The organism is Sphingopyxis sp. YF1, assembly GCF_022701295.1.
GTDB lineage: Bacteria > Pseudomonadota > Alphaproteobacteria > Sphingomonadales > Sphingomonadaceae > Sphingopyxis.
This window is the reverse complement of the sequence record NZ_CP033204.1, coordinates 3,562,501-3,576,609: the sequence shown is the minus strand read 5'-3', so window position 1 is coordinate 3,576,609 and position 14,109 is coordinate 3,562,501. Positions and strand designations below refer to the sequence as shown.

The 14,109-nt window shown below is 69.3% G+C and carries 11 protein-coding genes, 1 tRNA gene and 1 pseudogene; 6 read left to right on the top strand and 7 right to left on the bottom strand.

All coding sequences use genetic code 11. The annotated features are described in order from the left end of the window. The first annotated feature begins 48 nt into the window (after positions 1 to 48). Complete coding sequence (gene ubiA / locus EAO27_RS17260; RefSeq protein ID WP_242772245.1) at positions 49 to 957, top strand: 4-hydroxybenzoate octaprenyltransferase; 909 nt, start codon at positions 49 to 51, stop codon at positions 955 to 957. Between the two features lie 31 nt (positions 958 to 988). Here ubiA and smc read toward each other — a convergent pair whose 3' ends face one another. The 4 genes from smc to EAO27_RS17240 all read right to left on the bottom strand — a co-directional run bounded on the left by smc (position 989) and on the right by EAO27_RS17240 (position 6,693). Then, positions 989 to 4,432, bottom strand: coding sequence for a chromosome segregation protein SMC (gene smc, locus EAO27_RS17255; protein ID WP_242772242.1), 3,444 nt, complete (start codon positions 4,430 to 4,432; stop codon positions 989 to 991). A gap of 164 nt (positions 4,433 to 4,596) precedes the next feature. After that, entirely contained in the window at positions 4,597 to 5,337 is a 741-nt protein-coding gene (locus tag EAO27_RS17250) for a thioredoxin domain-containing protein (protein WP_242772239.1), read from the bottom strand. Between the two features lie 49 nt (positions 5,338 to 5,386). Beyond that, positions 5,387 to 6,118: a thioredoxin domain-containing protein gene (locus EAO27_RS17245; RefSeq protein ID WP_242772236.1), complete on the bottom strand. Its 732-nt coding sequence runs from the start codon at positions 6,116 to 6,118 to the stop codon at positions 5,387 to 5,389. An 8-nt stretch (positions 6,119 to 6,126) separates the two neighbouring features. Further along, the gene (locus tag EAO27_RS17240; RefSeq protein ID WP_242772234.1) at positions 6,127 to 6,693 is read right to left on the bottom strand and encodes a DciA family protein; all 567 of its coding nucleotides are present in this window, start codon (positions 6,691 to 6,693) and stop codon (positions 6,127 to 6,129) included. A 26-nt stretch (positions 6,694 to 6,719) separates the two neighbouring features. On the opposite strand from EAO27_RS17240, the gene EAO27_RS17235 reads away from it, so the two are divergent. From EAO27_RS17235 to EAO27_RS17220, 4 genes are all read left to right on the top strand, one after another. Further along, positions 6,720 to 7,784: an A/G-specific adenine glycosylase gene (locus EAO27_RS17235; RefSeq protein ID WP_242772230.1), complete on the top strand. Its 1,065-nt coding sequence runs from the start codon at positions 6,720 to 6,722 to the stop codon at positions 7,782 to 7,784. Beyond that, a complete protein-coding gene (locus EAO27_RS17230; RefSeq protein ID WP_242772227.1) occupies positions 7,781 to 9,067 on the top strand; it encodes a serine hydrolase domain-containing protein in 1,287 nt (428 codons plus the stop codon). Before EAO27_RS17235 ends, EAO27_RS17230 begins: the two co-directional genes overlap by 4 nt. After that, entirely contained in the window at positions 9,067 to 9,936 is an 870-nt protein-coding gene (gene nudC / locus EAO27_RS17225; RefSeq protein ID WP_242772216.1) for an NAD(+) diphosphatase, read from the top strand. The genes EAO27_RS17230 and nudC overlap by 1 nt, the downstream gene beginning before the upstream one ends. 72 nt (positions 9,937 to 10,008) lie before the next feature. Beyond that, positions 10,009 to 10,242 (top strand): hypothetical protein, encoded by a 234-nt coding sequence (locus tag EAO27_RS17220; RefSeq protein ID WP_242772214.1) that lies wholly within the window; start codon positions 10,009 to 10,011, stop codon positions 10,240 to 10,242. A gap of 342 nt (positions 10,243 to 10,584) precedes the next feature. Here EAO27_RS17220 and EAO27_RS17215 read toward each other — a convergent pair whose 3' ends face one another. The 3 genes and pseudogenes from EAO27_RS17215 to EAO27_RS17205 form a co-directional block, all read right to left on the bottom strand. After that, positions 10,585 to 11,007 (bottom strand): DUF2497 domain-containing protein, encoded by a 423-nt coding sequence (locus EAO27_RS17215; protein WP_242772211.1) that lies wholly within the window; start codon positions 11,005 to 11,007, stop codon positions 10,585 to 10,587. Between the two features lie 78 nt (positions 11,008 to 11,085). Beyond that, positions 11,086 to 12,565 (bottom strand): annotated as a pseudogene (locus EAO27_RS17210) (TolC family outer membrane protein). Between the two features lie 49 nt (positions 12,566 to 12,614). Continuing rightward, positions 12,615 to 13,277 (bottom strand): protein-L-isoaspartate O-methyltransferase, encoded by a 663-nt coding sequence (locus tag EAO27_RS17205; protein ID WP_242772208.1) that lies wholly within the window; start codon positions 13,275 to 13,277, stop codon positions 12,615 to 12,617. 223 nt (positions 13,278 to 13,500) lie between these two features. Between EAO27_RS17205 and EAO27_RS17200 the strand changes: the two genes are divergently transcribed. Continuing rightward, positions 13,501 to 13,574, top strand: a tRNA-Cys gene (locus tag EAO27_RS17200). Positions 13,575 to 14,109: the final 535 nt, after the last annotated feature.

The window sequence follows — 14,109 nt, the reverse complement described above, 5'->3', positions numbered from 1 at the left end:
AATCAGCCATTTATCGCGGGCGCTGCGGCTGCTAAGGCGCGCGTGCCGATGACCGCGACCCATCCTCCCGACAGCCAGCATCAGGGGTTCCTCGCCCTGCTTCCCGCCGGAGCGCGACCCTATGCGCTGCTCGCGCGCCTCGACCGGCCGATCGGCTGGTGGCTGCTCTACTGGCCCTGCGCCTGGGCGCTCGCCCTCGCCGGCGGGGCGGTCAGCCACTGGCCGCTGTTCCTGTGGATGCTGCTCGGCGCGATCGCGATGCGCGGGGCGGGCTGCGTCTATAACGACATCGTCGACCGCGACCTCGACGCCCGGGTCGCGCGTACCGCGACGCGACCGGTCGCGAGCGGGGCGGTATCGCTGCGCAACGCGTGGCTGTGGACGATCCTGCTGTCGCTCGTCGGGCTGGTCGTCCTCATCCAGTTGCCGCTGCGCGCGCAGCTGATCGCGCTGCTCAGCCTTGCGCTGGTCGCCGCCTATCCCTTCATGAAGCGCATCACCTGGTGGCCGCAGGCGTGGCTGGGGCTGGTCTTCAGCTGGGGCGCGCTCGTCGGCTGGGCGGCGGTCGGACCCGAGCCGGGGGCGGCGCTGCCCTTGCTCTATGCCGGCTGCATCGCGTGGGTGATAGGCTACGACACCATCTATGCCCTGCAGGATATCGAGGACGACGCGCTGGTCGGGGTGAAATCGAGCGCGCGCGCGATGGGCCGTCACGTCAAGGCGGGCGTCGGCCTCTGCTATGCGGTGGCGCTCGGTTGCTGGGCGGGCGCGCTGTGGAACGTGCGGCCCGATCCGCTGGTGTTCGTCGCGCTGATCCCCGCCGCGCTGCACCTGACGGGACAGGTGGTGACGCTCGACCCGGCGAACGATGCTGATGCGCTCACCAAGTTCCGCAGCAATCGCTTTGCCGGGCTGCTCATCTTTGCGGCGATGCTGGTGGTGGGCAACGCGCCCTAGGACACGCGCGTGGCCGAACCGCGTTTCGGGGCTATTCCGCCGCGAGCAGTTCCTCGGCCCCGCCGAGGTCGACCGAGACGAGGCGGCTGACGCCCTTTTCGATCATCGTCACCCCGAACAGGCGGTGCATGCGCGCCATCGTCACCGCATTGTGGGTGACGATCAGATACCGCGTGTTCGTCTCGCGGCTCATCCGGTCGAGCAGATCGCAGAAACGCTCGATATTGGCATCGTCGAGCGGCGCGTCGACCTCGTCGAGGACGCAGATCGGCGCGGGGTTGGTGAGGAACAGGCCAAAGATCAGCGCGACCGCGGTCAGCGCCTGCTCGCCGCCCGACAACAGCGTCAGGGTGCCGAGCCGCTTGCCCGGGGGCTGCGCCATGATCTCCAGCCCGGCTTCGAGCGGGTCGTCCGAATCGACGAGTTCGAGATGCGCCTGGCCGCCGTTGAACAGCGTGGTGAAGAGGCGCTGGAAATGGGTGTTCACCGTCTCGAAGGCGGCGAGCAGGCGGGCGCGGCCTTCGCGGTTCAAATTGCCGATCGAGCCGCGCAGACGGTTCACCGCCTGTTGCAGCTCCTCGATCTCGGCGGCGTTCTTCTCGCGTTCGACATCGAGTTCGGCGAGCTCGTCGGCGGCGACGAGGTTGACCGGGCCGAGCCGTTCGCGCTCGGCGATCAGCCGGTCGTGCTGCGCCGATTCGGCGCTGACCTCGCCGACATTCGCGCTTTCAAACCCCGCCTTTTGGGGCAGCAGGGGCGGCGGGCATTCGAACCGCTCGCCCGACAGGCGGCCCATCTCGATACGGCGGAGTTCGGCATTTTCAGAGCGCGCGACCGCGCCGGCACGGGTCTCGCGCGCGCTCGCGAGGGTTTCGCGGATCGTGCCGAGCGCCGCCTCGGCTTCGCGCAGCGCCGCCTCGGCCTCGCGCTCGTGCGTTTCGGCCTCGGCGACGCTCGTGCGCAGGCTTGCCTGCTTCTCCTCGGCTTCGCTGCGCTGCCGGCCCAGCCTGTCGGGAAGGTCGGCGAGCTTGGCGGCTTCGGCGGCAAGCGCTTCGGCGCGCTTTTCCATTTCGGTCACGCGGCGCGCCGCCTCGCCTGCGCGCGCCTTCCAGCTCTTGATCTCGGCGGCCACGACCGCCTGGCGCTCGCTCAGCGCGGCAAGGGCGCGCTCGTGTGCCGCGAGCGCATCGCGCGCGGCTCCGGCATCGGCGCGCGCGCGTTCGGCCGTCTGATCCTGCGCATCGAGCGCGGCGCGTGCGATCGCATCATCGGGCAGCGCGGCGAGCGCGGCTTCGCGTGCGGCAAGTTCCTTGTCGGCGTCGGCGCGGTCGTCGGCGAGTTCGGCGCGGCGCCGGTCGAACAGGCTCGCGGCGTCGCGATGGCGATCGAGCGCGGCCTGTGCCTGGTCAGCGGCGCGCAGCATGGTGCGGCGGCGCTCGTCGGCATCGGACAGCGCGCGCCGTGCCGCCGACACCGCGTCGGTTGCGGCGGCCAGTGCGGCCGCGGCGACGGCGCGGCGGTCGCCGAGTTCGACCATGCCGAGTTCGACCTGCGGCCGCTGCGCGGCGAGTTCGTCGAGGCGGTTCTGGCGGGTCAGCCGTTCGGTTGCGGTGGCGCCGTCGCCGCGCGCGACAAAGCCGTCCCAGCGGCGCATCACCCCGTCGCGCGTCACGAGGCGCTGGCCGACCGCGAGCGGCTGGCCGTCATCGTGATCGGCGACGGCGACCTGCATCAGGCGCCGCGCGAGTGCGGCGGGCGCGGTGACGACGTCGGCGAGCGCGCTGGTGCCGGCGGGCAGCGGTGGATCACCCCTGGCCCGCTCGGCGCCGCGCCAGCTGCGGGCGGCGTCTGCGTCGGTGCCCGCATCGAGATCGTCGCCGAGGGCCGCGGCAAGCGCGGCTTCAAAGCCGGGCGCGGCGCGGAGCTGGTCGAGGATCGGGTTGGCGTCCGATTTCGCGGCGGCGAGCGCGCGGGCGAGCGTCGCCGCCTCGCTTTCGAGCGCGGCGAAGGCCGCGCGCGCTTCGGCGAGGGCGGCGTCGATCCCGGCAAGCGCGCCGGCAGCGGCTTCGCGGTCCGCCTCGGCCGCGTGCAGTGCCGCCTCGGCGGCGCCGATCGCCGTTTCGGCGTCGGTTGCCGCGCTGGCCGCGTCGGCCTGGCGCTGCGCGAGTTCGGCGCTGTCGCCGAGGGCGGCAACCTCGGCCTCGACGCGCGCGGCCTCGCCGGCGATGCGGCGCACCGCGGCGTCGGCGCCGTCGCGCGCGGAGAGTGCGATGCGGCGATCGGCGGCTTCGCTGGCGGCCTGCGCGCGCGCCTGCGCCAGCGCGACTTCGGCATCGCGCAGACGCGTCTGTGCCGCCTGGCTCGCTTCGACCAGCGCCGCCTGGCCGGCTTCGTGCGCGGCAAGCTGCTGCGCAAGCGCCTTGGTCTCGGCATCGAGCTCGGTGAGCGCGCCATGCGCCTCGCGCGCGAGTTCGCCTTCGTGCGCGCGATCGTCGGCGATGCGTTTCTGCTGGACCGCAAGATCGTCGAGCCGCTGGCGCGCCGCGCGCTCCTCGCCCGCCAGCCGAACCTGCGTTGCGGTCACGTCGGCGAGCGCGTCGCGCTGGGTCTGCGCCGCGGCGCGGGCGTCGGCGACGCGTGTCGCGACCTCGGTCTGCGCCTTGGCAACGGTGTCGAGTTTGTCCTGCGCGGCGCGGACCGCCGCCTCGGCGGCGTCGGCGTCGCGGCGCGCCTGATCGGCGGCGGCGGCGGCGTCGCGCCAGCGCGCATAGATCAGCCGCCCTTCGGCGATGCGGATGTCGTCGCTGAGCTTCTTGTATTTCTCCGCCGCGCGCGCCTGCCGGCGCAGCGCATTGGCGCGCACCTCCATGTCGGCGACGATTTCGGACAGGCGGCCGAGGTTGGTCTCGGTCGCGCGCAATTTCTGCTCGGCGTCCTTGCGGCGCACGTGGAGGCCCGCGATACCCGCGGCTTCCTCGAGCATCGCGCGGCGGTCGGTCGGTTTCGCCGCGATGACGTTGGCGATCTTGCCCTGGCTGACGAGCGCGGGGCTGTGCGCGCCGGTCGCGGCATCGGCGAAGATCAGCGCGACGTCCTTGGCGCGCACGTCGCGGCCGTTGGCGCGATAGGCGCTCCCTGCACCGCGTTCGATACGCCGGATGACTTCCAGATCGTCGCCGTCGCTCGAATCGGAGAGGCCGGCGACGAGCGCGCCTTCGGTGTCGCAGTGCAGCGCGACTTCGGCGAAGTCGCGTGGCGGGCGCGACGTCGTGCCCGCGAAGATGACATCCTCCATCCCGCCGCCGCGCATCGACTTGGGGGAGGATTCGCCCATCACCCAGCGAATCGCCTCGAGCAGGTTCGACTTGCCGCAGCCGTTGGGGCCGACGACCCCCGTCAGCCCGGGTTCGATGCGCAATTCGGTAGGTTCGACGAAGCTTTTGAAGCCGGTAAGGCGCAGGCGCTTTATCTGCACGAAGCGGCTCCGTGCAGTCGGGCGAATCGGAGCTGGTGCAACCTGGCTGTCACATATCCCCCTGGAACGCCGTCATGCCGCGTGCGCGGGGGAGTCGCAAGGGGGCGGGGAACGGCGTGCGGCGCGGCTTCGCCCTTCCCCCGAGAGGGAGGGGCGAGTTTTGATCAGCGTGCGCCCATCGTGCGCAGGCGGTCGCGCAGATCGGGCCACGTGCCGACGCCCTCGGCCAGCTGGCCGTTGAGGATGAAGGCCGGGGTACCGGGGATCGTATATTGCTCGTTCGCGGCATTGACGCCCTTTTCGAGCTTTTCGATGTTCGAAACGTCCGAAAGGCAGGCGTTGATCTGTTCGGCGGTCATGCCGCGCGACTGGAAGAAGGTGTCGAGCTGGGTCGCCTTGGCGAGCGCAGGAAAGCGCTGCGCGGGCGGCAGCGCCATCGCGGCGGCATAGCCCTGTTCGTTCGCCTGGGCGTTCTTGAAGATCTCGGCCTGCGCCGCCATCGTGTTTTCCATCAGCGGGAAATAGCGTTCGGCGGGGGCGCAGCGGATGACCGCGGCGGCGGTCGCGTCGATCGCGTCGCGAACATAGTTGCGCAGTTCGAAGCTGACGCGACCGGTGTCGACGAAGTCGCGCTTGAGTTCCTCGTGGCTGGCGTTCGAGAAATCGGCGCAGTGCGAGCAGGTCAGCGACGCGAATTCGACGACCTTGATCGGAGCATCGGGGTTGCCCATCAGATAGCCGCCCTCGGGGGTGACGGCGACGGTCTGCGACCAGCTCTTGCCCGCGGGCGCGGCGACCTTGGCGATCACCGACTGTTCCTTGGCGGGATCGGTCTTGCTGTCGCCGCAGGCGGCGAGGGCGAGAGCGCCCAGCGAGGTCAGAAGGGCGGTACGCAGCAGGGTCATGTCTTGTCTCTCCACGGATCGGGGAATGGCGGGCTTTCGGGGGCCTTGATTAGGAGGCCTTGAGCGCGAGGTCGAGTTTCGATTTGATCGCGGGCCAGGCGGTGACTTCGGCATTGCGGCCGTTGATGAAGAAGCTCGGCGTGCCGGTGACGCGGTCGGCGTTGCGGCCGATGTTGGACATGCCGGTCAGTTCGGCCTGCGCGACGCCATCGTCGAGGCAGGCGTTCTGCTGCGCCGCGGTGTAACCGCGCGCGGTCATCAGCGCGGTGAGGCCGGTATCGGCGGCGATCTTGCGCGCGCGTTCGCCCGTCGATCCCTCGAACCAGCTCGCCTTCTGCGCGTCGGTCGCCTTGGTGATCCGGGCGAGGATCGCGGGCTGTGCGGCGAAGATCGCCTGATGGTTGCCGCCGAACGCCTTGCCCCCGCCGCAGCGCGCGAGGAGCGCCGCCGTCATGTCGACCGGATCGCGCACGAGGTTGCGATATTCGACCTGGACGAGGCCCTTGTCGACATAGAGCGTCTTGAGCGGCACCGCCGCGGCCTTGGCGAAGTCGCCGCAGACATGGCAGGTGTAGCTGAAATATTCGATCAGCTTGACCTTCGCATCGGGGTTGCCGACGCTGTAGGCGCCGATCGCGGTCGTCGACACGGTGCTCGACCAGCGCGGCGCCGCCGCCGGCTTGGCGGGGGCCGCCGCGGTGCACAGCAGCAGCGCGGCCGAGCCGAGAGCGCCGAGTGCGGCGCGGCGCGCGAAAGCGGTTCGGAAAGAATATGCGACCATCGATATCCTCAACTGATGCGGGGGAGCTTGGGCGGCGTCGCGAGCCCGGCGGCCATCCGTTCGAGGACGGTCCGAAGCTCGGGGTCGCCAATGTCGCGCAAACTGTCCCCCAGTTCGGCGGGTACGGGCTTGAGCATTGCTGGCGGCTGAACGGGCGCGGCGGGGGTGACCTGGCCGTGCGTCATGCGCACCTGCGCGATCGCGGCATAGCCGAAGAAGCGATTGACCGCGGCGATGATGTCGGGCGCGACATGCTGGAGCATCGGGGCGTGCGCGCCGCTGATCGTCAGGTGCAGCGTGCCGCCCGCCTTTTGCCCGGCGGGAAAGCGGATCATTGCCGGCTGGGTGACGTCGGCAAGGCGGTCGCCGACGATCTCGCGCCAGCGGCTGACCACCGACGACTGGATGAAACCGAATTTGCGGAAAGCGGTGCGGCCGATTTCGGGAACGAGGTCGGAGATGGCGCGCGCCTCGCCGCCGCGCGGCCGTTCATAGGGGCGCGCGGGCGGCTTGGCGGATTTCGCCTTGCGTTTCGCCTTGGGCTTGTCGCCGTCCTGCCCCGTCTCTTTCGTCATCCCCGGCGCCATGCCATAGGCGGGGGGTGAGCGTCCACCATCCCGAACATGACGACGGCTTCGCGGCGCGGCTGCTGGCCTGGTACGACCGCGCCGCGCGTGCGCTGCCCTGGCGCGTGCCGCCGGGCAGCGATGCGGTGCCGGACCCCTATCGCGTGTGGATGGCCGAGGTGATGCTGCAGCAGACGACGGTTGCGGCGGTCGCGGGCTATTTCGAGAAATTCACTACGCGCTGGCCGACGGTCGCCGACCTTGCCGCCGCCGCCGATGCCGACGTGATGGCGGCGTGGGCGGGGCTCGGCTATTACGCGCGCGCGCGCAATCTGCTCGCCTGCGCGCGGGCGGTGGCGCTCGATCTGGACGGGAGCTTCCCGGACAGCGAGGCGGCGCTCCGCGGGCTGCCGGGGGTCGGCGACTATACCGCTGCGGCGGTCGCCGCGATCGCTTTCGGCCGGCCGGCGGTCGTGGTCGATGCCAATATCGAGCGGGTGATCGCCCGCCACCGGTTGATCGAGACGCCGCTGCCCGCTGCGAAGAAGGCGATCAAGGCAGCGCTGGCGCCGCTGGTCCCGGCGGACCGGCCGGGCGATTTCGCGCAAGGCCTGATGGACCTCGGCGCCACCATCTGCACCCCGCGCAGCCCCGCGTGCGGCATCTGTCCGCTGATGGCCGATTGCTGCGCGCGCGGACGCGCCGACATCGAACGGCTGCCGGTCAAGCCGCCCAGGAAGGCGAAACCGCACCGCCACGGCACCGCCTGGTGGATCGAACAGGCGGGGCGGCTGTGGCTCGTCCGGCGTCCCGACAAGGGTATGCTGGGCGGGATGCGGGCGCTGCCGGGAAGCGAATGGAGCGATGCGCGTCCGCGCGAATCGGGGCTGGTGTCGGTCGATCACGGCTTCACCCACTTCGACCTGACGCTGACGCTCGTTCGCCGCGACCCCCCGCCCGAGGGCTCCCCCGAAGGCTCTTCCGAAGTCGGGGATGCCGCAGCGGAAGGCGAATGGTGGCCGATATCGAACCTTGACGCGGCGGGGTTGCCGACGCTCTATCGCAAGCTGGCCGACAAGATGCGGGAGAGAGACGAATGAACATGATGGTGACGCGCCGCGCCCTGCTCGGCGGGCTGGCGCTCGGCGGCGGCGCCGCGCTGCTGCCGCAGGCGGCGTGGGCGTGGAAGGCCGATAGCACCGCACTCTATCCGGCAACCAGCGCGTTCATCCGGGGCTTCGTCGACCGCCGCGAGCTCGCGGGCACGCTCGCCGCGATCGGCAAGGGACAGGCCGAGGCCAGCTTCTTCGGCGCCGGGGTGCAGTCGCTGAGCGACGGCGTGCCCGTCGGCCCCGACACGCTCTGGCGGCTCTATTCGATGACCAAGCCCGTCACCGGTATCGCAGCGATGCTGCTGATCGAGGACGGCAGGATGAAGCTCGACCAGCCGATCGCCGATTTCCTGCCCGCCTTTGCGAACATGAAGGTCCAGAATACGCCCGATGGGTCGATCACCGACGTGCGGCCGGCGAAGGGACCGATCACGGTGCGCCAGCTCCTGACGCACACCGCGGGGCTCGGCTATAATATCATCCAGAAGGGGCCGATCAAAAAGGCCTATGACGATGCGGGCATCGTCGGCGGGCGGGCGAGCCGTCTGCCGATTCCCGGATTGGCCCCGGTCACGCCGGCGCCGAGCCTGGCGGCGATGGCCGACCGGCTTGCGGCGCTACCGCTGGTCTACGAACCCGGGACGAAGTGGAGCTATTCGATCAGTCTCGACCTGCTCGGGCGCGTGATCGAGGTCGCGTCGGGGCAGAGCTTCGACGCCTTTCTGAAAGCGCGGCTGTTCGATCCGCTCGGCATGGCGAGCACGGGCTTTTCGGTCGCGGCGAAGGATGTCGCGCGCTTCACCAGCAATTATGCGGCCTTCGGCGGCGCGCTGATCCCCTTCGATCCGGCGACCAGTTCGATCTATCTCGACCAGCCGCCCTATCCCTTCGGCGGTGGCGGGCTGGTGTCGAGCGCGCGCGATTACGACCGCTTCCTCGCGATGCTGCTCGGCGAGGGCGAAACGAACGGCGTGCGCGTGATGAAGACCGAGACCGCGCGGCTCGCGATGTCGAACCTGATCGACCACAGCGTCGACCGCAAGGGCAGTTTCATCGACGGACAGGGCTTCGGGGCCGGGGGGCGCGTGTCGCTGCCGACCTCGCCGGGGGGCGAAGGCATTTTCGGCTGGGCCGGCGCGGCGGGGACGATCGGCTTCGTCCATCGCGGGCTCGGCTATCGCGTCGGGGGCTATACGCAGATCATGCCGCCCGAGACGGTGAGTTTTCAGGGCAAGTTCGGCGAGACCGTCTTTCAGGATGTGATGCGCTGATGCCGCTACCGCTCGGGTTCACCGGGGCGCGGCTCGACCGCGCCGACCAGATTCGCACCGACGCCGCCGCCTTTGCCGCGGCCGCGGCCGATCCGCGCGCGACGTGCCTCGCGCTCGACGGGATCGATTTTGTTCCGGGCGAGCGCGGCGGGCTGCTCTGGGAGCCGCTCGACGCGCGCGACGATCGCGCGCTGATGCTGCTGGGCATCGACGATGCCGGCGCGCCGCGCTTCGTGCGCGAGGCGGAGGCCGGTGCGCGCGTCGACGCGCGCTCGCGCACGGTGATGCGGTTGCTGCCGTTGCTATCGACCGAGGAGGCGGCGCTCTACGGCGGTGCGCGCAGCCTCGTGGACTGGCACGCGCGGCACCGTTTCTGCGCCGTGTGCGGCGCCGCGACCGACCTGTTTCGCGGCGGCTGGGGGCGCAAATGCGGCGCGTGCGGCGCCGAGCATTTCCCGCGCGTCGACCCGGTGGTGATCATGCTCGCCGAATATGAGGATCGCGTCCTCGTCGGGCGCCAGCCGGGCTTCCCGCCGGGTTTCTTCTCGGCGCTCGCCGGTTTCGTCGAACCCGGCGAATCGCTCGAGGAAGCGGTCGCGCGCGAATTGTTCGAGGAAGCGGGCATCCATGTCTCCGACGTGTCCTACGTCGCCAGCCAGCCCTGGCCTTTCCCGTCGTCGCTGATGATCGGCTGCCGCGCGGTGGCGGCCGGGTCGGCGCTGACGCTCGACACGACCGAGATCGAGGCGGCGATGTGGGTCGACCGCGCCGAGGTGCGCGCGGCGCTGGCGGGCGATATGGGCGCCAGCTTCGTGGCGCCGCCGCCGCTGGCAATCGCGCGATACTTGCTGGAAGATTGGGCGGGATAGGCAGGACGTTCTAATCGCGGGCGGCAGGTGACGACCGGTTGCGGACGTTCAGCTTCTTGGTAAACTGGCGGAATGTTGAAGCCTTCGCGCTTGTTGAAGTGGGGCGTTGCCTTGCTTCTAATATCGGTCATCAGGATCGTTGCGTTTCCGATCATCGAGCCTGCCGACCGCGAAGATCCAGGACTGTGGTTCAATCTCTATAGCTATTCGGTACTCATCTGGATTCCCGCGGTCGTCATGATCGCGCTCTCCGCTATCGTGCCCGTCTGGCACCGCGTTATTCTATGGGTGGAAAACGGGAGATAGCCGCTCACCACCCCAAAACGGTCAGCGCCTTCAAATAGGCCTTTCCTAGATTGTCCGGCTGTGCCCGCCTTCGTCCGGCGCTCATGTTGGGCGGATAAAAGCGGTCGCTGCCCGGCTTGCCGATACGACCACGGCGCGCCGTGCCGGGAGCGTCCAGCCCGGCACGAGGCCTAAATCGGGGAAGCGCGCAGGGCTGAACTTTACTGACCTTTGGAAAGGCCGCGCGGTCCTTGCGCCGACCGGAGCCAATGCGCGACGACGACAGAAGGCCGTGGCGGTTTATCACCCCATAGCGGTCCGCGGGCCGAGCCGGGACTGCTCCTGTACGGCAATCGTGCGGGCTTAGAGCCGGCGGCCGGTAATCCGGCTGATTTCCTTGGCGACCATCGCCTCGACGAGCGGGGGCAGGTTGGTGTCGAGCCAGTCCTTGAGCATCGGGCGCAGCGCGTCGAGCACGACGTCCTCCATCGTGCGGCCCGCGGCGGACGGGCCGGCGGGTGCGGTGTTCGCGGCGGGGGCGACCGCGGCGGTCAGCGCATCGAGCGACTGGCGCGCCGCGTCGGCGCTTGCCGCCGAGACCAGTTCCTCGGCGGGGCCGGGCGCGGCGTCGCTTTCGTCGGCTTCCTCGTCATGGAGTTCGAGCACGTCCTCGGGCATCGCGGCCACGCGGGCTTCGCGGCCGCCGGGGGCGTCGTCGCGTGCGATCACGCGCCGAATCGACGACAAAATGTCTTCCATCGAAGGTTCACGCGACATGTCGCCCATTACGGCCCCCTACGGTCCGCCCGGAAAGACGGACGGTTAACCATCTTCTTACCGGCGCGGGGCAAGGCTTGCCAAGCCTTATTGTTTGGGCAGCGGGTCGGCAGCGGGCACCCCGGCGTCGGCCGCCGGGACGGAGCGTGTATCGGTCGCGACCTGCTGCGGCCGGGGATCGTCGTCCCAGTCGAACACCTTGCCGCGCACGCGCTGGTAGTTGACGCCGGGGTCGTAGAGCGCCCCCCCCCTCGATGCCGAGGTCGCGCGCTTCGGCCTTGCCCATCGCCGCGAGCAGCGAGAAGGCGGCGACATAGGAATTGCGGCGCGCCGAGACGAGCTGGACCTGGGTGTTCAGATATTCCTGCTCAGCGTTCAATATTTCGAGGATCGAGCGCGTGCCGACGCTGTTCTCGGCGCGCACCCCCTCGAGCGAGAGCGCGTTGGCGCCGACGGCCTGCTGGGTCGCGGTGATGATGCGTTCGTTCGCCTGCCAGGCGGCATAGGCGCCGCGCGTCTGCGCGATGACGCCGCGTTCGACCTCGACATAATTCTCGATTGCCTGACTCGTCCGCGACTGCGCCTGACGCACCTGCGCCGCGGGGCGGCCGCCCTGGAAGATCGGGACCGTCAGCGACAGGCCCGTGGTTGCCCGGGTGGTCGTGTTCCGGATGCTCGGGTTTCCGGGCGGAATGGAGTTCAGGAAATTGTCGTAGCGGCTGCCGAGGGTCGCCGACAGCTTGGGCATCCGGCTGGCGCGCGCGACGCCGATGTCCGAGCGATTCGCGTTGATGAGCTGGTTCGCGGCCTCGATGTCGGGATTGTTGGTGAGCGCGATCGCGACGGCTTCCTCGGCGGTCGTTGGCAGGTTCGGCAGCTGTGGAGGCTGCTCGAGGTCGACCGGCGCGTCGCCAACGAGGCGGATATAGGATTCACGGCTGGCAATCAGATTCGATTCGGCGGTGCGCAGGTCACCCTCGGCGAGCGCGAGCCGGGCCTCCGACTGGGCGACGTCGGTGCGCGTGAGGTCGCCGATCTCGAAGCGATCGCTCGTCGCCTGCAAATTGGTGCGCAGCACCGCGACATTCTTCTGGTTAAGCTGCACGATCGCCTGATCGCGGATCACATCCATATAGGCGCCGACGGTCTGGGCAAAGATGCTCGCCTCGGTCGCGCGGAGGTCAGCCTGGCCCGCTTCGACGCGATATTTGGCTGCTTTCACCGCATTCTTGACCGCGCCGCCCTGATAGATGGGAACTTCGACCTGGCCGCCGATGGCGAGCGAGCGCTTGGGCGAGAAAAGCTCGTTGGTGGGGATGACGAGACTTTCCTGATAGTCGACACTGGCGCCCGCGTTCGGCAGGCCGCCGGCGCGCTGGATCGGCACATTCTCGTCGTTCGCGCGCTGGCCGGCGCGCGCCGCGGTCAGCGTCGGGTTGTTCTCATAGGCCTTGGACAGCGCCCCCTGCAGCGTTTCGGCCTGCACCCCCGACGTCAGCGCGAGCGTGCCGAGCGCGAGTCCGGCGAGCCAGCGGGCACGGAGCGTTTTCGTCGTGATATCGTGCATCGTCATGGTCGCCTGGAACGAGGGGGAGGGGCGCTTCGAATCGGAAACCCTAGAAGCGGAAGCCCTTGGCTGCCGCAAAGCCGGGGAGCGGCGCGACGTCCATGTCGGCGAAGCTGCGCAGCGCGACGGTGGTGCCGGTCTTGACACCCTGGACAAGCCGCGTGACCGCGCCGTCGCGCGTCGCCGCGACGATACGGCCGCCGTCGGCGAGCTGGTCGGCGAGTGCCTGCGGCAGCGCGTCGATCGCGCCGTCGATGATGATGCGGTCGAACGGCGCCTTGCCGGGCGCGCCCGCGGCGAGCGGACCTTCGATCCAGTCGATCGCGCCCGATGCGGTTGCGGCCTTCGCCATTTGGAGGAGGCCGGTTTCCTCTTCGACGGCATGGATCTGGACGCCGAGCTGCGCGAGGCATGCGGCGGTGTAGCCGGTCGCGGCGCCGATCAGCAGCACGCGCATGCCCGGGCGCAGCATCGCCGCGACGAGCAGGCGGCCGGTAACCAGCGGTGCGTTCAGCGTGCGGCCGTTCCCGAGCGGGACGGCACGGTCCATATAGGCGACGCCCGTAAAGGCGGGCGGTACATACGCCTCGCGCGCGATCGCGCCCATCGCACCGATGACGGCGGGGTCGATCACATCGTTGGTGCGGAGCTGGCTGTCGATCATCGCAGCGCGCATCTCCGCGGCACTCACCTCGTTCAATTTGGTCGCCATCCGCGCAAGTCCGATTCCTGGAGTGAAACCCGTTGCGGACAGCCCTAGCCCAAGCGAGGCTGTATTGCAATAGTAATACAGCCGGGATGCCCGCTGCGCCGCGCATAGCGGTCCGGCCGCGCGCCGCCAAGCCCTGCAACGGCGAATCCTTGACAAGGCAGGGAAAGCCCATCACTAGCGCAGGCCCCACCCGGCGCATCCCCTGGATGGCCGATCGGCATGAGGCCCGATGGCGGAGTGGTGACGCAGCGGACTGCAAATCCGTGCACGCCGGTTCGATTCCGGCTCGGGCCTCCAGATTCTGTCCGTGCCTGGTCACGAACAATTGAAGAACTCATGTTTTCTGCTGGTTTTGGCGGTTCGCCGGTTGTCGGCGATCGCTTCTGATTGCCCCTGATTTTGAATGATTGGGGTCTTGTTCGGGGGCCTTTTCCCCGCTCCCCATATTTGAGATCCTCAACGGTGTGGGCCCGCATGGAATTCGCAATACGAGGGCGAAGGAGCGGCCGCACAAGCTTGCGGCCTCTCCCGGCTTTGCCTTCGGGTACCCCGACTTCTTCCTGTCACCCCGGCTATCTCGGCCGGTGAACCGCGAGGGGGCTACACCGGTTCAGCAGGCATCGGGCGTAGCCATGGGGAGCATCTCGCTCCGCTCGGAGGCAAACCCGCATGGAACGGCATCGCGATATCGGCGTGAGGAACGGGTTCGAACCGTCAATCATCCTCAGCCGGTTTGCGGCGTGCGCTGACGTATAGGGCTGACGTATAAGATAGCGGAGTTGAATGGCAGTTTTTCGATGATCGCGCCCGCAGCCGTCCGCCAGCTTCCGAT